Here is an 18651-nt window from a genome sequence, read left to right as displayed (position 1 = left end):
CTACTAATATAAGAAGCAAAAATGTTATAGTATATTTAGTTCAAAATCGGGAGGCAAATATGAAAAAAACAGTAAAAGTTGTAGCAGCAATCATTGAAAACGAACAGAAAGAAATTCTATGTGCGTTACGTTCTCCGCTAATGGCTATACCAAATATGTGGGAGTTTCCTGGAGGTAAAGTAGAAGTTGGTGAAGATATTTATACTGCTTTACAAAGAGAAATTGAAGAGGAACTACACTGTCAAATTGAAACCAAAGAATTTTTTAATGAGAATCTCCATGAATACGAAACATTTATCATCAATTTAATTGCGATTAAGTGTAGAATTATTAGAGGTACCCCTTCCCCAACAGAACATTCTAAACTGATTTGGCTAAAACGTGATAACCTGGATTCTCTTAAATGGGCTCCTGCGGACATTCCAGCTGTTGAACAGTTAATAAAAGAAAAATAGCCTTCTCAATCGAGAAGGCTTTCTTGGTTTATTTGTTTGTAATGTAATGATAAAGCTTCGGTTCAATAGAATGCTCTAGCATTAGTTCAAGGGTAACGACTGGGATCTCTTTATCATTCTTGTCTAACATAACTGTTTGTTCGGCTGTATCCTTAACCGGATGTGCAGTCCCTAAATAATAAAAATCAGTACCTTCATCATCATCTTTTTTAACGAAGATATGAATGTCAAAGTTTCTTTCGTCTGCATAAATAATTTTTTTGACTTCTTCTGATTGCAAGGTTCGGTTACTTTTTGTAAAATATTTGATCAATTTTGGATTTAAAAATTCATCTCCATATTTTACACTTGCATCAATGTCTTCATCTTTATGGTAAGTAATAAAAATTGGACATGTATCATGTTTTGGTTTATATCCGTACATGGTAGAACTTTCATCATTATGCCAATTCAATAGTTTACAAGCATCTTTTCTTGAATATTTCTTATAAAGCGTAAGTGGTTGGGTAGAATCATATTTTTCCGTTTTCATCTTAGCTGTTTCTACAAGGTCATTGATTAGACCCCTAAAATAAGCATTAGAAGTAATGCTTTGTTTAATAGCATCGTTGAATTTATAAGTATTATCCAAACGAGTAATAATTGGGATCTCCCCATATTTCTTTCTTGATATTTGTGTAAAAAACTCTTGATTAAAGATTCGTTCAATAGAATATAATGTATCCTCATCTATATAACAATTATTAGCTGCTAATTGTTGAATATATTCAGTGTTAACTACTTCATCTCTGTTAAGTAATAGTTCCACCAATAATACTTCATGTTTTCGTTTTCCATTTAAAACTTCAAGTGATAGAAATGTTAGGACCTGTTGTTCATATAATGATAGATCTGGAACCTCCTCTTTCATTTTTATTAAAAACTGATAATAATTCGTATGCTCTCCTACTATTACCTCGGGATCAATGGAGTTTTGTTTTATAAAATCCATCAAATATGGAATTCTACCTATTCTATTTTTCAACTCCATGTATGCTTCTCTTAATATTTTTAATGATGTCAGTTTACTATCATTAATTGCTTTAAAAACTTGTTTCGCAGCTATTTCTTCAAAGTTAATAGTCGAAACTCCTTTAATATAACTTTTGTCTTTCATGTTACGACGAACATTATCTTTATTTTGTGATTTGTCTCCAGATAGCGCAACTGGAATTAGATAGTTATTACGGTAGTTTCCTATAAAATCAATGATCGTAACAAAATCCTTAGAACCATGCTTTCTTAACCCACGGCCTAATTGTTGAATAAAGATGATGGCTGATTGGGTTTGTCTGAGCATCACAACCTGATTTACACTCGGGATATCAATACCTTCATTAAAAATATCAACAGTAATGACGTAATCTAGTTGTCCATTCTCTAATCTATTTACCTGCAGGATTCGTTCCTCTTGTGAATCATCACCTGTTAATGCGACAGTTCGAAGTCCTTTTTCGTTCAATGCCACTGAAAGTCTTTGTGCTTCATCCTTGCCACTACAGAACATTAAGCCTTTTACACTATCTCCTGAATGTCCATAGTAATGAACCTTTTCAATGATATGATTTACCCTTTCTTCTGTAACAAGCTTGGACAATGTTGCCGTTTCGTCGATTAGTTCGCCATTTAATTCAAAATCTGTTACACCAAAGTAGTGGAAAGGACAAAGCATATTCTCTTCAAGTGCTTCCTGAAGCCGGATTTCATAAGCAATATTGTAGTCAAATAACTCATAAATATTGAAATTATCAGTACGCTCTGGAGTTGCTGTCATACCTAATAAAAATTTTGGCTCAAAATAATTTAGCACCCTTAGATAAGATTCAGCACCAGCTCTATGGACCTCATCTATAAGAATGTAATCAAATTCTTTAGAATCAAATTGACGCAGCACATTCTCTTTTGAAATCGTTTGGATCGTCGCAAAAAGATACCGAACGTCAGATTGCTTAGATGAGCCAGATAAAATACCAAAATCCTTGCTTAATCCACCTAAAATCTTTTGATAATCAGATTTTGCTTTCTGAAGGATTTGCTCTCTATGAACAATAAATAACATACGTTTAGGAGCATAATTACGAACATCGAAAGCAGATAAATATGTTTTACCTGTTCCAGTTGCAGAGATCACTAACCCTTTATTGTTATTATTCTCTCGAACCATTTGGATATTTTGCAAGGCAGCTTTCTGCATTTTATTTGGGCTGATTTCAATTGCTTCTTTCAAAGGGTTGGCTCGGTATTCGTCCGGAATTTCTACAACTTTCTCTAAATCAGGTAAATATTCTCTCTCTACAAATGTTTTTTCATATTGATCAATCCACAAAGGATTTAACATATAAGATTCATTCCAGACATCTTCAAATTGTTCAAGAAAATGATGGATAATCTCCCCATTTTCATGTGACGTCAATTTCACATTCCACTCATAATTTACCTTCAAGGCATGTGCAGTTAAATTAGAGCTCCCAACAATTAGAGAATAATGTGTATTATGACGGAAGATATATCCTTTTGAATGAAAACCCTTTAAATCGGTTAACCTTACCTCTACATTGCTCATCTTCAGCAACTCTCGAAATACTTTAGGCTTATTGAACTGAAGAAACGTAGAAGTTAGTATTCTCCCCTTTATCCCTCGCTGCTTTAAATCCCACAGATAGGATTTTAAGGTAGCTAATCCACTTTCCGTAATAAATGCAACAGAAAAGAAAAACTCCTGACAATAATTTAATTCCTCTAATAATGAAGACAGTACGTCTTCGCTTTGTAACAAGTTATTTACTAACAGTTTAGGTTTAAACACGTCTGACTTGTTGTGAGAATGATCGATAAACCCTTTGTATAGAGATTCTTTTAAACTATCTACAATGTTCTCCATTTTGATCCTCTATTCACGTTAAATTTATTAATTAAAGGTAATTTAATTATTTTTCAGATGCATTTGTATAATTATGTAAGTATATTTTAACATTTTATTTAACAAGTGTAATCTGTTGAACCTTTCCCCTTTTAATTGTCTATTTAGTCAAAGCCATGATCCAATCCAAAGGTGGAATCATGGCTTTTCTTGATTTCCATAATTTATACTGGCTCTAATAACCCCTTCTCCAAACAAGTATCAATCAACAACATTTTAGTAGTTTTAGCAAACCGAATTTCCACACTTTCATCCGTACACTGTATTATTTCCCCTGTCCCAAACACCCGGTGTTTTACTGTCATCCCTACTTCCATTTCCTCTTTGTTCTGTATGGCATTTGGGTTGTGTGGGACTATTGGTTTTGTGAATGTTTTTCTTTTTAAAGTTGTTTCTTTTTTTGGTCGCTCACTTGGTGGGTACATGATATCTCTTACATTCGTTACAAACTGCGATTCCTTTACTGGCTTCCCGTATTTCCACTTATACGTCAGGAGTTCGAGATTTAATTTGGCCCGTGTCATGCCTACATAAAACAGTCGAACTGCTTCCTCCATCTCCTCTGTTTTTCCATCCTTATAACTCTCAATATCCGAACTAGATGGAATCATCCCTTCAATTAAATCCACCATGTACACACTTTCGAATTCTAATCCCTTGGCGCTATGAAGAGTTGAAAAAGTGACGGCATTTTTGTTTTTGTTGAATTTTGAAGATTTCATTAAGGCTTCTAGCTCTTTGAGTCGTTTCGCAAATTCCTCCATCGTATTCATGGAGTCTGCAATGTCTTCTAATGTGTTTAAGATTGTTAGTAAATTATCCTTATTGAACCCTAAGTTTTTGCTCATTTTTTCTATCGTTTTTTCATAGCCTAAGTCCAATCGGATCGTACGGATGATATCGAGAGGTGTACTACTTTTCATCTGCCTAAAAATACTTTTACAACTTCTGATTTTTGTTACTTGATACTCCTTCCTATCATTTAGTTTCAAAAGATTATCGAATACAGATTCGTTGTTATGATTGAGCAAGAGCTTGTACATCTGGTTTTTGGAAATATAACCATTAAATTTTGTATAGATTCGCTCTAAAATATCTGCCCGTGTATCGTTATAGGCTAAGCGCATGAAGTTTAACATGTCCTCTACTACCCAATGGGAGAAAAAACGATTGTCCGTATCTTTCATATAGAAAGGAATTCCCGCCTTCTCCAATGCATGCATGAGCAGGATGGATGATGTGTTGTTTCGATATAAAACAGCAACCTCACGTAAATCCTGTACATTTTGTATTTTCTCCACAATATAATTTGCTTGGTACTTATAATCTGGTAGTTCGATTAAATTAATCGGTTTATCTGTCGGGTTTTCCGTAAACATGTTTTTGTTATAGCGGTTTTTGTTTCGCTTAATAAATTGATTAGCAACCGTTACGATATCTTTTGATGAACGATAGTTTTGTTCCATCATCAAGATTTTTGCATCTGGATATACCTGTTTAAAATCTAGTAAATACTGGGGTTCGGCAGCTCTCCATGCATATATAGATTGGTCGTCGTCCGCTACTACACATAAGTTTTTATGTCTTTGTACAATTTTTTCTATGATGGCATGTTGGACGAGTGAAGTATCCTGGCTTTCATCTGTTAGCACATAATCATACTTTTGTTGGTATTTTCGTAGCATTTGTGGATTATTTTCTAAGACGTGATTAGCAATGGTTAACATATCATCATAGTCTACTAAAAGTGTGTTAGTACCGTTACGCTTGAAATCTTCATATTCTTTTACTATCGCTTCAGCTTTTGGCACATCACATTTTACTTTTGACCATTTATCCTTAGGCATCAGTTTGTTTTTAATGAAACTAATATATGTCGTTAACTCATCTAATTGATCTTCTGTGATGCGTTCTCCATTTGCATTTTCAAAAAGATTTCGGAGCATCATTTTCTTATTCCATTGACTCTTATTACCTTCTATGATGTCGTAAGTAATTTGTTTCCCGTAAAAATACTCTCTCACCACTTGAAATGCCAGACTATGAATCGTTGAAAAGTCAACTTCGGGCAATGTTGGAAAAAAACGCGCAAATCGCTCCTTCATATCAATGGCTGATGCATTACTAAACGTAACAGCTTTTATTCTTGTTGGGTCTACACCTATCACTTCTATTAAATAGCCAATTCGCATAATAATCGTCGTCGTTTTCCCTGAACCTGGTGCCGCGAGCAACAGTAACGGACCTTCTGTATGAAGAACCGCTTCCTGTTGCACATCATTAAGAGAAACCCCTATTTCTTGTTTTTTTCTATTTAAAAATGCTTCTTTTGGATGCATGTTATAAATTCCTTCCTTAACTCGAACCATTTTCTTTCTTATTCCATAGTATCATAGGAAACAACCCTCTATCATTGAACAAAAAAAGGATGATGAACTCATGATGATCAATTAGTGCAGATTATATAACACATGTCATAGATAAACATATAGAAAAAACACCAAACAACTATAATTTCTTATAGTTATTTGGTGCTTTGTGTCACTTAACTAATTTATTCCTCTACTTCTTCTTCGTCTAAAACCTCATCAAAAGCAGCAGATACTTTATCAAATTCCTCATCGGATTCTATTGCTTCAAAATCCCCTTCTTCGTCAACTTTTAAGAAAAAGATATCAATCGCATCTTCCGCATCATCCTCTTCCAGGTTGTCGACAAAGGTTACTGCTACATAGTCGGTGTCCTGCAAAGTAATCGTCGCTAAAACTTCTACTTCATGTTCTACGTCTGTTTCATCACTAATGGTGAAAACTTCGCCTACTTTAATTTCATCAGTCATTATGTACTCCTCCTCTATCTACATTCGATTATCTTTATTGTTCCCTATATAAGCTGTATTATGTACGTTAAAAAGCAAGGAATGATCCTTACCTCTTACGCCGGTAAATCACTTTTCTTCACCATGATCGTTCCTTTTCTTAAAAAATAAAAGGCGATGAAAAAGCTAACTGCTGCCCCAAAGAAGAGTGCAGGGTGTGTGAACCAATCCATCACTAGTCCTAGTAACCCTGGTGCGATAATGGCCGATGCCATGGAAAACAAATAATATAATCCGGTGAAGAAACCTATTCTACTTTTACCACCTAAGTCAGCTACTAACGGATAGGCTTGCACGTTAATAAACGACCAGGCAATCCCACCTAAAAATAGCACACCTTGTAGCAATAAGGTCTGATTTTCAAATGGAATAAGTGGTAAAAATGGAATACTAATAAAAATGAGCGGTAAAAGGATAAGTCCAATGAGCATGACTCCACCTTTGCTTAGCTTACTCCCTAGTAGTCCAGCTGGTATAGCAAAGAGAACGAAGGCTAAACTAAAGAATCCTAATGTTGTTCCGGCTGCACTTTCATCCATTTTTAAATATTCAACAGCGTACGTAGTAAATTGTGCTTCTATTCCCGTATAACCGATAAAGTAAATAAAAATAGCGATTAAAATAAATAAGTGCCCTCTAAAATCAGGTGCTTTTAACTTACCAAGACTGTGAAAAAAGGACTTGGAAGCAAGTGCTTCATCTAATTCATCGCCTGTTTTACTGGAATATGGCGGGTTACGGTCGATCGTGAAATAAAGAATGATAAACGTTAGCACAAGAATTAGTCCTGCAACAATAAATGGATACGTCTTGTCTACGCCATACAACTTCGATAAACCGAACAAGGCTGCGATAGCCCCTACACCACCCATGAAATTTATAATTCCATTAGCAGTGGAACGTTTTTTTATTGGCGTGTGATCTGGCATTAATGAAATAACTGGTGCACGGTAAATGGTCATAGCAAACAAAAAGATAATATCAACAATGATAAGGGCCCATAAAGAAATGGTAGCTCCATAAGGAATAAGGATAAAGAAAATAGCTGCGATTGGCATTCCGACAACAAGGAACGGAAGTCGATTACCGATTCTTGTTTCAATTTTATCGGACCAAGCACCAATAATAGGAATCAGTAAAACCGCAAGTAAGTTATCAAGTCCCATGATGGAGCCACGAATCGCCTTACTTTCAATGTAATCCCCTAGAATAAGTGGCATATAGGCATTATAGAATGTCCATACGAGCATTAACGCAAAAAAGCCTCCACCTATGACAAAAATTTTACTGTACGAAAAGGGTTTATTATTACTCAATTGAATCACCTCATATTTTCTTATTCTATCAACAAGGACTCTCGAATTTGTATCGCTCTTTCAGGCCAGTCCGTCATAATCGCATCACAGCCAGCTTTGATTAAGTTGGTGATGTGCTGCTCTTCATTAACAACAAACGGTCTTACTGGCATACCTGCTTTTGCCGCTCCTACTAAAAGCTCTGGTACAGCAACTGGCAAATAGCAATGTAGTCCTTCTGCACCAATGCCTTTTGCGTAATTCCATGGTTCGTATAGACCTTCCATAAATAAAATGGCCGTTTCAATTTCTGGATCGAGCTGCTTCATTTCGACTAGGCTGTAGTGGTTAAAGGAGGAAACAATGACCCTGTCCCTTATCTTATATTTATTGATTAGCTCTAGCACGATTTTTTCAATTCCGGGATATCTAACGACTCCACTTTTCAGTTCAACATTAATGACTAAAGATGTTTGCGAGTAGAAATCAAAAAATTGTTCTAACGTTGGGATAGAAGCACCTTCAAAGGAAGGATCAAACCAACTCCCCGCATCTAAGGACTCGAGTTCTTGATAGGTGAAATCTTTTACCCAACCGCTTCCATTTGTTGTACGGTCCACCATTTCATCATGAATAATGACAGGTATGTCATCTTTCGTTAACTGAACATCTAACTCTATCCCATCAACACCTTCATTAAAAGCTGCAGAAAATGCTGCCATCGTATTTTCTGGATACGTTCCAGCTGAACCCCTATGTGCAAAAATCAACGTTTTGTTTGACAATATATGCCCCCACCTTACAAAAAACTATTTTCTTCAATGTACTTTATTCGCTTACGATGGACTATTCTCCTTTTTCCTTATAAGTGAACAAAAGAAAACGGAGCTGGATTGTTAATTCCAAGCTCCGTCATTTTCACAGATGGTGTACCTTAAGTTTGACTTGTTTCCTTTATTTTTCTTCCCTTATAATTGACCACGATAATACCTGCCGCAACAAGTGCTATGGAGACAACAATAAAGAAATTTAAGTTTTCACCAGGTATAAACATGGCGGATAAGATCGCACCTGCACCTGGAATGATAAACTTGTACATGCTTAGTTCCCCAGCATGATTAAATTTTAATAGAGAATACCAAAGCCCAAATGCAAGAGCGGAAAGGATTGCCGAATAAATTAGTAGTCCCCATCCTAAAGGTGTAAACACAATCGAATCAGCAGTCATTTGTGGTACACCAATGAGAAGAAGCAGGAATGCACCTAATGTTAATTGCCAACCTGTCACCGCAAATGGGTGAATGCCTGTTGCGAGTTCTTTTGCCATAATCATGGCGATTGCATTCGTTATTCCTGCAAAAATCATAAATCCTTCTCCGTCCCACTGGAAACTAAGTTGAAATTCCTGTCCCCAGTTCGCAACGGCAATACCGGTAAATCCTGCAATGATTCCGACTACCTTTTTCCAACTTAACCGATCATTTTTATAATAGAAATGCGCCAATATGACGGTAAAAAAAGTTCCAGCCGAAGACAAAATAGCCCCTTGCATACCCGACACTTTTGCTAACCCATTATAGAAAAAATAGTATTGTAAGGATGTTTGCACAATGCCTAGAATAATTAAGACGAATAGCTGTTTTTTTGTGACCTTTAATCTGTTAGGACTTATTATTAATAACATTCCAAGTACAATGATTCCAGCCAGTAAAAATCGCATTCCAGCAAAAACAATTTTCGCTATTATATCGTCTGGCATCATTTGCATCTCTTCATAGCTTACCTTCAATACCGGAAATGCACTTCCCCATAATATAGCACAAAATACCGCTATCCCAATCACGGACCATTTATTTTGAAATATACCCTTCACCGATGTCATCTCCTGAACTTTTAACTAAATATATATAGTAATCTATTGGGGATTTATTAGCAAAGAATGTGATTGGGGACATTTTAGTCCAATGTCAAAATAGCTTTCAGATTCCATACATTTTTTTAGTTTAAAAAGAAATTTACCATCACTTATCCAAATATTTGAGCAGCAATTCCGAATAATGTGTGGTTTCTTTTTGGCATTTGATCAGAATTTAAGATCATTATTGGAGGGGTATTCACTTTTATAAACCCAGCACACTCTAAGAATAATATGAAATCTTCCCTACCAGATGGCGTATCAATCCTTAATTTTCCGCTATGTTTCTTAGCTAATCTATCCAGTATCATACCTGCTTTTTCAGAGTCATTCGCTACTATAGGTCCTAGTATTAAATTGCTTGGTCCTAAAATAGACATTCCATAACCAATAATATTTCCTTGTGTACATTTAACAACTAGACATTGTTCTGATTGCTTGATCCTATTATGAAGAAAATGACTTCTACTATCCCCAAAAGCGTCCTTATCTAACTTTATTATTTCAGATAAATCATTTTCATTGTATTCTTCTATAACTACATCTTTAATATTTAAACAGTCACTAGGGACATAGTTATCACAAAGAAACTTATGAACATAGTCAACAGAAATAAAACCCATATTCTCATAAAGAGGTTTTCCTATTTCTGTTGCAATTAACATTACTGTGGTGTCTTTTGAAACACTATCTATACATTTTTGTGTGACCTTCTTACCTAGACTTAATCCCCTGTATTCTTCATTAACAATGACCATTCCAATGGAAGCTAGTCTAGTGTCATAGGGAACAATCGCGGCACTTGAGACAATTTTTCCTTCCGTGTTTTTATGCCCAAATACTTTACCAGAAGACAACACAGTTCCGATTTCCTGTTCATCGTAATCCCAACCAACTGATTCAGATAACTCTATTAATCCTGCTATATCACTTTTATTAAATTGTTCCATATCTAATACTGTTTTATGTTTGGTAACCATTCAGAATCTCCCTTAGCATATTACGTCCAATTTCAACTTTGTGTCCTCACCTACCATGAGGCATTAAAACCTAATTTCATCACTACCCTGAACGTTAGCAAACCATCTCAACACGCGATTATGATGGTTAATAATTTGTTGTGCCGTTATGTCCTCTGAGCTCCAGGTACTGTGTAAATCTGATACTAGCGTTACCTCATATCCCAAACTAAAAGCCCTTCTACATGTTGTATCAACACAAGCTTCAGTCTGTATTCCTGTCAAGATTAAATGATCTATGCCTTGTTTTTTTAATTCCTCATTTAATGTTGTATGTAAAAATGAATCTGGGGTTGTTTTTTGAATAATAGTATCTTCTTTTTTTGGCATTACCTTAGAATGGATTTCCCATCCCTCTGTACCAAATTCCAATGGTTTTCCGGACGGACCATTGTGTTGCACATAAAAAATAGATGTATTCGATGTACGTGCTTTTTTTATGAAGACGTTAAGATGTTGAAGTAATTCAAGTCCTTTAAAAACGACATTACTTTCTTGAAACATGCCATTTTGAACGTCAATTATAACTAGTGCTTTCATTAATCATGGTTCCCTCCGCAAAACATATGTTCTTATTCTTAATATATCTTATATTAATCAAATAAAAAAGTCATTTGTCGTAAATATATTAGACAGTTGAGGAACAAAAAAAGACTTCAAAACCAATGAAGTCTTAAAATATTTCTTATGAAGTTTTCATATTTTAATAAACTTCCTTCTCAAAAACTTCTCCATTACTATAGACAACTTTAACAATTAAACGCATGTCGTCGTATACTTCTACTGAATCCAAATTAAAGAAACGAATATCCGTATTAGATGGACTGTCCTCTTTTTGTAATTTAATTACTTCTTCCTCTAAGAATTTCTCATTCTCATATTTAAGAAGGTAAGCCTCTACAATCAATTTCGGTGATTGATTCACGTCACGGTTTACTAGATTAACACTTAAGTGATTTTTATCTATATGAATATCTGTTTGGATGATCCCATAAAAACTAGTTCCCAAATGGCCCAAGTGATCGGTGTATATTTCCCCACTCTTAATAGAGTCACCATGAGATACCGTCACGAAATATTTTAGTGTATGCTGACGCTCTTCGGCTATCATTTTCTCTTCCATTGCTTGCTTGCTCATTTCTTGCTCAGCATTAGAATTCGTCATATTCATGATTTCCCATTGGGGTTCTAGCCCTACTTCAAACGGAACATTCACTTCAAAGAGTCCCTGCTGTATTTTCTTTGCTGGAACCTCTATGTAATCGTCACTATTACCATAGGTGTAATGGAAAACAACTTCCGAATCAGTTTGCAGTTCCTTTACTTGCCACTTAAAGGTTGCTTGCACTTCCCCATCTTCTATTTTATTTGTATTAACATCCATATTTATCCTACTTATCCAGCTCTGTTCCTCTTTAAATTCACTCAAAACAGTTTGCATATGACCTGTTTGATTGTTCACGTTATTCATCAAGTCATGTTGATAGTAAGAAACATGATTCACTTCATCCTCAAGCTGATTTACTTTGACTAATAAGGTGAAGTTCACAATTAAACTAATCACGATGGTTACAGATACAAATATTCGAAATATTTTTATGGCCTGATCATTATTCATGAAATCCCCCTCCCCGAACTTATTCGAATGTCGGGCTGCAATAGAAAACATGCCCTGAATCACTTGGTATCGGATATATAGTTTATTTTAGCACATTTAAAATATTGGGGTGTTTGTTAAGTGAGGGACGGCCCTTCATTATAAATAAAATAAACTGCCCCCACCCATAACTTGTTGGAGGCAGTTTGCTAGAATTGCTTAGTTAATCCAAAGAATTATCGATTCAATGGAGAAAATTGAAGGTTCAAGGTTAGTAATTAGCGTTTTGAACATATTAATTGAAGGTTTAATCGAAATTATTACTGTTTTGGTCTCTCATTTTGATGTTTTACTTTTGTTTGATTCTAAAATATTTATCTATCGTTCTTAGTCATACAAAATATGAACAGAAATGCTACTTTATCAAATAAAGTAGAGCATTATTATCACATTGTAACATTCTCTTTTTCTGTTATGAAAGCCTTTGATTCTTTGATTAGTGCACAAGCAGTTACTAGATAAAGAGCGGAAAGTATGAAAGGTAATGTTAAAAATGCATGACCTTCTATGACATATCCTAAAAAGAATGAAACAACTGCCATTCCTACTGTAAATATTCCATATGTTTTACTCCGATAAATCCAAAGATAAGGTAAAAAGTGGGAAGCTCCTAGTACGCCAATCACCATCGGAAGCAATTCATAATTCTCTAAATAAATCACAATCCAAATAGGCAAATAAAAAGCTTGTATACCGCCAACAATACCACCAAGAACTCCTAATGGGTTTTTACTAAGAAGATTCAATTTAAACAGATTTCCTAGTAACAAAGCTAATGGAAAAATGCTTCCTGTTCCAAGTAAATAGCATAAAGCCAATACCTGTTGATCACCTATGAAAAAGTATAAAATACCCATTACTAACCAATATACGGTTCCAGCTAAAAAGAACGGAAATCCTTTTCGTGCTTCGACAATAAGATCTTTTTGCAAATCTTTTAAAGTCATATTTTGATAATCCACTTTCATTCTCCCTTTTATCCATATATAAATTACATCTAATAAATAATAGCACAAAAAGTAATTTTTACCATTTATTACTCTATGTTTGCTCCTAAAATAACTTATTTAGGGGTCAAAAAGGTAATAGTCACAATATTAACGGAAGCCTCAGTAATGTTCACTTCGATACTCGCTGTCTTATCATTTAAAGTTGAAAAGGTTAAATTATCTGGATTTTCAATAGAGATAGTGTATCCATTATTTGTTATATACTCTTTCAAATCATTATAAAGCGCCTTCGCTTCTCCTGTATAAGAAAAGCTTACAATCGTCATATCAGCTCCAGATATCACAGATTCTTCAAATGATAAGGTGACTCCGTCGGGAAATGGGAAATCGGAAGGAATTCCATCTGGTAACGACGCCATACTCTCTCCTTCACTTTCTTCGGCATCCTCTTTTTCTTCCTTACCAGTATTATCATTGGTATTCACATCATTTTCTTCATTGCTAGCATTGCTCATAGAATTTGTATTCGTTTCTCCCCCACATGCCACTAACATAATACTTAAAACAAAAAACAAGATAAAAACCACGAAAGACTTTCTCATAACTCCACCTCTTTCTTTTCCCCTAACGTAACATTTAGATTGGAACTGATAAATTATACTTAAGTATAAAAATCGGAGCAATTTATATTGAAGTTAAGGAAAAAGAGATCCAATCGCCATAAGTAAACAAGCAATAAAAAAATGCTAAAATGAGCCCATTTTAGCATTTTCTAATACATTATTGGATTACACGTGAAACAGATATACCGTCTCTAATTGGAAGTATAATGGATTCCAGTTGGGGATTATTTGCAATCTGTTCGTTGAAGGATCGAATCGATTCCGTCCTCTCATCGTCAATTGATGTGTTATATACCCGTCCGCGCTGTAACACATTATCACCGACAATCAACGCACCTGGATTGGACAATTGAATAGCGTATTCCAAATAATTAGGGTAGTTTTCTTTGTCTGCATCAATGAAAATGAAATCGAACTTTTTTTGTTCCTTTTCCAATTGTTTTAAACTTTCTAGTGCTTCTCCTGTATAATAAGTTACTCGGTCTTCAAAACCTGCTTTTTTTAAATTATTATATGCTAGTTGAGCAAATTCTTCTTTTAATTCTAGCGATGTTAAATGGCCATCATCTGAAAAACCACGTGCTAAACAGATCCCACTATATCCTCCAAGAGCCCCTATTTCAAGTATTTCTTTTGCTCCAGAAATCTTCACCAACATAGTAAGAATTTTACCAATTTCAGGCGATACAGATATATTTCTCATCCCATTATTTCGAATACTTTCTATCACTTCTTTTAACACTTCATCTTCTTTTACAAACAAAGAATGAATATATTCCTCTACATTCATTTTCGTTCCTCCTCAACATGTTATTAGGAAAGATGTTTTATTTTTTCTGTGATTGAGGTTCTCTCTTTCGGTTCCTTTATTTCTTCTGGGTAACCGACACCAAAAATCCCGATCACATCATATCCTTCAGGGACACCTAAAATGGCACGGCTTCTTGGAGAACTTCCGATTGAAGACCAAAATGTCCCTACACCTTCTGCCCAAGCAGCCAAATTAAAGTTCTGCACAAAACACGCAGAAGCTAATGCATTTTCGAATGTTTCAAAATCAGTAGCACCGTGTTTAGATAAAACAGCAAGTACAACAGGGGCATTGCAAAAATTGGATTTGTGGTTCAACTGTGCTCTTGTCTCTTCTCCAATAAAGTAAACTTCCCACGGTTCCGTCATTCGATGGTTCGGAGCCATCGTTCCTGCTTGTAGCCAATGCTCAATTCGACCTAAGCTTACTTCATCAGATTTAAACTTCTTTATATTTCTTCTTGCGTTAATTACTTCTAAAATATCCACGACTTTTTCCTCCGATAGTTGTATGTATTTTTCATTTTCATTTAAGCAAGCTCGTGTCTTTCATTCTTTCGGTTAGTTCTAGTCTAATGTATGTACCATTTATCTGGGGTAGGCAATATAATTAGGAGTAAATATAACCCCAGCTTAAAACTGGGGCTAGTTCTTTCATTATTCTTTGCATTCATCTACTATTTCCTTAAATATTTCATAAGACCGCTTCTGCTTATCTGGATCATAAATATATGAAACGGCCATTAGCTCATCTACTTCATACTTCTCTTGAAAACTCATGAATTTCTTTCTTACAGTGTCTTTATTTCCTAATAGCGTCACACTAGACATGGACTGTGCAACTGCTTTTTCTTGCTCAGTCCAAATGCCTTCCATACTTTCTACTGGAGGACTTAACGGTTTGCTAGTTCCACGTACGACATTTAAGAAAAACTGCTGCATAGTAGTTTGTTCGATTAGGGCTTCTTTGTCCGTTTCTGCTGCAATAACATTTAGACATACCATCATATATGGTTTATCTAAGTATTCGGATGGTTCGAATTTGTTTCGATAAATCGAAATAGCTTCTTCCATGTGTTTCGGTGCGAAATGAGAAGCGAATACGTAAGGTAATCCTAATTTAGCTGCTAAATGTGCCGAATCTGTTGATGACCCAAGAATATATATTGGAATGTTAGTCCCTACTCCCGGGTATGATTTTACATAGGTTTGTGATTCTTCTGGGCCAAAGTACTTCAATAAATCTTGAACATCGCTTGGGAATGCATAAACAGAATCATTTTTGGAACGTCTTAGTGCCCCAGCTGTCACCATATCTGTACCTGGTGCTCTCCCTAATCCCAAATCTAGTCGACCCGGATAGATAGTTGCCATCGTACCGAATTGCTCCGCTATCACTAATGGGGAGTGATTAGGAAGCATAATTCCACCAGAACCCACTCGGATATGGTCAGTGTTTTCCAATGTATGTTTTATTAAAATGGATGTCGCTGAACTTACAAGTGTCGGTGTATTATGATGTTCAGCGATCCAATATCGTGTATAGCCCATTTTTTCCGTAGCTTGAGCCAAGTCAACCATGGCATCAATCGCATCTTTTGGTCCTTGACCTTGGCGAATAGGTGCTAAGTTCAAAACGGAAACCGGTATATGTTTAGTCATTTACATTATCCTTTCTTGCTACATCTTACTTACTAATAGTAACAATCGAAGCGAGAAAAACAAACTGATTAGCTTATGAAAATCTACGTTTATTTTTCACTGCACAACATAAATAATACAAAAGACTTGAATGGGTTTCTACTTCCTATACATGACCTTTTATTTTAATTATTTTTCATACAACATTCTTTGTAGGTAATACTATTATTATAAAAGTAAAATGAATATTTTGCTTAACCAATGGAAATGGGTAACAAAACCCTTTGGGTAATGTAAAAATATATTCAGAGGTGAGATGCTGTAAATGTCACGTGACCAACTTTTAAAAGAAATAGAAGTATTAGACTCTTCATTAACGGACTTAGTTTTAGAACATTGGAATCGATTCGGGCATTTAGGTACTTGGCAGTTTTGGTTTACCTTTGGATTTCTTCTAGTACCTTTAATTATTACGGTGATTTTTATTGACAGAAAAAGGATATTCCAAATCGCGTTTTACGGTTATTCTTTTCATATAATGGTCGTTTACTTAGATGTTTTTTTTACCCGTAACAACTTTTGGTCTCATCCATATCATTTAATTCCTTATGTACCTGTTAGTATTCCTATCGATGGTGCGTTTGTTCCGGTTGCTTTTATGTTTGCCTATCAATATGCAGTAAAGCAAAATAAAAATTTTTATCTTATAGCCATTTTTACAGCAACTGTTGTATCATTAATTGCATTCATTTGGATTAAATTAGAATTACTTGAACTTTATAGAGGAATGAATATCTTTCATATTTTCCTTCTTGATGTAGGCATGGCGATACTTGCTTATTGGTTTACGCTTCTATTCTTAAAATTAAAGAAAACCTAAAAAAGCTTCTACAGCATTTTACCTGATTTTGAAAATGACGGGGCAGGGTCCAAGATGTTATTAAGAAAATATCCAATTTACATCCCTATCATTACACCTACTTAAGTTGGATTTCCTCTTTTTCGTCACCTTGTCCGATGATAATTGTTATTTTTTCATTCCAAAACTCATCATCGTCATCTGTAAAAAAACCGTTTAAATTTTTAGTAACTACGTAATAACCTTCCTCTGTTTTTGTTGCTTTTAATACAGTAATCTTTTCTTCTGAACCTTCGTTTGTATCATATTGTAATTCACCATCTACCATTACGGAAACGGGTATTTCCTCCACTTCGATCGTTTTCATGGGCACTAATTTTAGCGAATGTGTCGTGTCATAAACCTTCTCTATATTCCAATAGGTACCTGAAACAACATCAATAATTTCCCAATTTTCATTAGACCCGTTTTGAGTAAATTGATACGCTATTTCTTTCTGACCTTCTACACTCTGAAATTCTTCTGAACATCCACTTATTATGAATGAAATAAAAAATAAAGACATAAAAATGGTTAAAATCTGCTTCAAGTAATTTCCCTCCCCTTATATACTCACTTTCTCACTTCGTTTTTGCCTTCTCATTTAACATTAACATATAATACCAATTATTAACCCAAAATAAAAAAGATCATCATTACAGATGATCTCCTAATTTATTATATTCCCCTTATGAATTAACATCACTTCTCACTCGTTATTCATAAAATTCTGCTTCTCTAAGTAATTCAAAACAGTCTGTGAAAACTCATGATGAGATTCTTTCGTGTACTTTGCAATGGTATAGATTTCTGCAAGGTTCTTTAACCCTAATCGTTCTGTCATTTCCTTTAGCTTAGGGTTGTCCATGTAGCGTTTCCATCCCTTTTCATTTCTATCCTTATAAATTTCCAGTATTTCTTCATCCGAATAATCACGATACTGTTCATAGTGAACAAGCCCATGTTTCGGAAGTCGGTCGCGTTTTGCAGGGTTTTCCGCTGGATAACCTAATGAATAGCCCACAACTGGTACGACATTTGGAGGTAAGTTTAGTAGCTCACCAATTTGATCACAGTTTGCAAGTGTGGAACCCATATAGCAAATACCTAGTCCAGCATTTTCTGCAGCTAAAGCACAATTTTGTGATACCAAGGTCGCATCAATGGCACCTATCATAAAACTCATGAAATTATCAAAATGTACCGGTGCTTCATTGAGCTCAAGCCATTTTCTCATTCTATTAAAATCAGCACAAAAGGTTAATAGTACAGGAGCATCAACTACCATCGATTGTTCCATATGTGGGCCGTATAATTTTTCTCTCAACTCTTTGTCTCTTGTCACGACAATGGAATAAGATTGCATATTGCCACTTGAAGAAGCACGAATACCTGCGTCTAATATTTGCTCAAGCAATTCTTGACTTATTTCCCTGTTTTCATATTCTCGTATGGATCGGTGCCCGTGTATAACATCGTTGAATTCCAAAGAATCACTCTCCTATGTATTGCTTCTTATATTAATATATTATTAATGAGAACTATACCATA

At 35.0% G+C, this 18651-nt stretch carries 18 protein-coding genes; 2 read left to right on the top strand and 16 right to left on the bottom strand.

Annotated features, from left to right (window positions below; translation table 11 throughout):
* Positions 1 to 59 precede the first annotated feature (59 nt).
* Entirely contained in the window at positions 60 to 455 is a 396-nt protein-coding gene (locus tag HNQ94_RS04955) for a (deoxy)nucleoside triphosphate pyrophosphohydrolase (protein WP_174494786.1), read from the top strand.
* A 28-nt stretch (positions 456 to 483) separates the two neighbouring features.
* On the opposite strand, the gene HNQ94_RS04950 is transcribed toward HNQ94_RS04955, so the two are convergent.
* From HNQ94_RS04950 to HNQ94_RS04885, 14 genes are all read right to left on the bottom strand, one after another.
* A complete protein-coding gene (locus HNQ94_RS04950; RefSeq protein ID WP_174494787.1) occupies positions 484 to 3375 on the bottom strand; it encodes a DEAD/DEAH box helicase in 2892 nt (963 codons plus the stop codon).
* Positions 3376 to 3578: 203 nt separating this feature from the next.
* Positions 3579 to 5753: an ATP-dependent helicase gene (locus HNQ94_RS04945; protein WP_174494788.1), complete on the bottom strand. Its 2175-nt coding sequence runs from the start codon at positions 5751 to 5753 to the stop codon at positions 3579 to 3581.
* A 215-nt stretch (positions 5754 to 5968) separates the two neighbouring features.
* Positions 5969 to 6253 carry a DUF1292 domain-containing protein gene (locus HNQ94_RS04940; protein WP_174494789.1) on the bottom strand — a complete coding sequence of 95 codons (285 nt, stop codon included), beginning with the start codon at positions 6251 to 6253 and terminating at the stop codon, positions 5969 to 5971.
* Positions 6254 to 6348: 95 nt separating this feature from the next.
* Entirely contained in the window at positions 6349 to 7608 is a 1260-nt protein-coding gene (locus tag HNQ94_RS04935; RefSeq protein ID WP_174494790.1) for an MFS transporter, read from the bottom strand.
* 20 nt (positions 7609 to 7628) lie between these two features.
* Entirely contained in the window at positions 7629 to 8372 is a 744-nt protein-coding gene (locus HNQ94_RS04930; protein ID WP_174494791.1) for a glycerophosphodiester phosphodiesterase, read from the bottom strand.
* Between the two features lie 149 nt (positions 8373 to 8521).
* Positions 8522 to 9460: a DMT family transporter gene (locus HNQ94_RS04925; RefSeq protein WP_174494792.1), complete on the bottom strand. Its 939-nt coding sequence runs from the start codon at positions 9458 to 9460 to the stop codon at positions 8522 to 8524.
* Positions 9461 to 9612: 152 nt separating this feature from the next.
* Entirely contained in the window at positions 9613 to 10482 is an 870-nt protein-coding gene (locus HNQ94_RS04920; RefSeq protein ID WP_174494793.1) for a GNAT family N-acetyltransferase, read from the bottom strand.
* A gap of 63 nt (positions 10483 to 10545) precedes the next feature.
* Positions 10546 to 11061 carry a cysteine hydrolase family protein gene (locus tag HNQ94_RS04915; RefSeq protein ID WP_174494794.1) on the bottom strand — a complete coding sequence of 172 codons (516 nt, stop codon included), beginning with the start codon at positions 11059 to 11061 and terminating at the stop codon, positions 10546 to 10548.
* A gap of 163 nt (positions 11062 to 11224) precedes the next feature.
* On the bottom strand, positions 11225 to 12139 hold the full coding sequence (locus HNQ94_RS04910; protein ID WP_174494795.1) for a hypothetical protein: 915 nt from the start codon (positions 12137 to 12139) through the stop codon (positions 11225 to 11227).
* 425 nt (positions 12140 to 12564) lie between these two features.
* Positions 12565 to 13140 (bottom strand): DUF7010 family protein, encoded by a 576-nt coding sequence (locus HNQ94_RS04905; protein ID WP_174494796.1) that lies wholly within the window; start codon positions 13138 to 13140, stop codon positions 12565 to 12567.
* 101 nt (positions 13141 to 13241) lie between these two features.
* Positions 13242 to 13730: a hypothetical protein gene (locus HNQ94_RS04900; protein ID WP_174494797.1), complete on the bottom strand. Its 489-nt coding sequence runs from the start codon at positions 13728 to 13730 to the stop codon at positions 13242 to 13244.
* A 178-nt stretch (positions 13731 to 13908) separates the two neighbouring features.
* Positions 13909 to 14541 (bottom strand): O-methyltransferase, encoded by a 633-nt coding sequence (locus HNQ94_RS04895; protein WP_174494798.1) that lies wholly within the window; start codon positions 14539 to 14541, stop codon positions 13909 to 13911.
* Positions 14542 to 14564: 23 nt separating this feature from the next.
* A complete protein-coding gene (locus HNQ94_RS04890) occupies positions 14565 to 15050 on the bottom strand; it encodes a nitroreductase family protein (RefSeq protein ID WP_174494799.1) in 486 nt (161 codons plus the stop codon).
* 168 nt (positions 15051 to 15218) lie between these two features.
* On the bottom strand, positions 15219 to 16223 hold the full coding sequence (locus HNQ94_RS04885) for an LLM class flavin-dependent oxidoreductase (protein ID WP_174494800.1): 1005 nt from the start codon (positions 16221 to 16223) through the stop codon (positions 15219 to 15221).
* Between the two features lie 304 nt (positions 16224 to 16527).
* Between HNQ94_RS04885 and HNQ94_RS04880 the strand changes: the two genes are divergently transcribed.
* The gene (locus HNQ94_RS04880) at positions 16528 to 17082 is read left to right on the top strand and encodes a CBO0543 family protein (RefSeq protein ID WP_174494801.1); all 555 of its coding nucleotides are present in this window, start codon (positions 16528 to 16530) and stop codon (positions 17080 to 17082) included.
* 97 nt (positions 17083 to 17179) lie between these two features.
* On the opposite strand, the gene HNQ94_RS04875 is transcribed toward HNQ94_RS04880, so the two are convergent.
* Both HNQ94_RS04875 and HNQ94_RS04870 read right to left on the bottom strand, forming a co-directional pair.
* Positions 17180 to 17650, bottom strand: a complete 471-nt coding sequence (locus HNQ94_RS04875) for a hypothetical protein (RefSeq protein ID WP_174494802.1) — start codon at positions 17648 to 17650, stop codon at positions 17180 to 17182.
* Between the two features lie 159 nt (positions 17651 to 17809).
* Positions 17810 to 18589 carry a nitroreductase family protein gene (locus HNQ94_RS04870; protein ID WP_174494803.1) on the bottom strand — a complete coding sequence of 260 codons (780 nt, stop codon included), beginning with the start codon at positions 18587 to 18589 and terminating at the stop codon, positions 17810 to 17812.
* Positions 18590 to 18651 lie beyond the last annotated feature (62 nt).

It is taken from the genome of Salirhabdus euzebyi, from assembly GCF_014207435.1.
GTDB classification, from domain to species: domain Bacteria; phylum Bacillota; class Bacilli; order Bacillales; family Alkalibacillaceae; genus Salirhabdus; species Salirhabdus euzebyi.
This window is presented reverse-complemented; position numbering and strand designations above follow the sequence as displayed.

What these genes read in the sequence shown, in the direction of transcription:
- HNQ94_RS04955 (WP_174494786.1), top strand. Translation starts at nt 60, where the DNA reads ATGAAAAAAACAGTAAAAGTTGTAGCAGCAATCATTGAAAACGAACAG.
- HNQ94_RS04950 (WP_174494787.1), bottom strand. Translation starts at nt 3,375, where the DNA reads ATGGAGAACATTGTAGATAGTTTAAAAGAATCTCTATACAAAGGGTTT.
- HNQ94_RS04945 (WP_174494788.1), bottom strand. Translation starts at nt 5,753, where the DNA reads ATGCATCCAAAAGAAGCATTTTTAAATAGAAAAAAACAAGAAATAGGG.
- HNQ94_RS04940 (WP_174494789.1), bottom strand. Translation starts at nt 6,253, where the DNA reads ATGACTGATGAAATTAAAGTAGGCGAAGTTTTCACCATTAGTGATGAA.
- HNQ94_RS04920 (WP_174494793.1), bottom strand. Translation starts at nt 10,482, where the DNA reads ATGGTTACCAAACATAAAACAGTATTAGATATGGAACAATTTAATAAA.
- HNQ94_RS04915 (WP_174494794.1), bottom strand. Translation starts at nt 11,061, where the DNA reads ATGAAAGCACTAGTTATAATTGACGTTCAAAATGGCATGTTTCAAGAA.
- HNQ94_RS04910 (WP_174494795.1), bottom strand. Translation starts at nt 12,139, where the DNA reads ATGAATAATGATCAGGCCATAAAAATATTTCGAATATTTGTATCTGTA.
- HNQ94_RS04900 (WP_174494797.1), bottom strand. Translation starts at nt 13,730, where the DNA reads ATGAGAAAGTCTTTCGTGGTTTTTATCTTGTTTTTTGTTTTAAGTATT.
- HNQ94_RS04895 (WP_174494798.1), bottom strand. Translation starts at nt 14,541, where the DNA reads ATGAATGTAGAGGAATATATTCATTCTTTGTTTGTAAAAGAAGATGAA.
- HNQ94_RS04885 (WP_174494800.1), bottom strand. Translation starts at nt 16,223, where the DNA reads ATGACTAAACATATACCGGTTTCCGTTTTGAACTTAGCACCTATTCGC.
- HNQ94_RS04880 (WP_174494801.1), top strand. Translation starts at nt 16,528, where the DNA reads ATGTCACGTGACCAACTTTTAAAAGAAATAGAAGTATTAGACTCTTCA.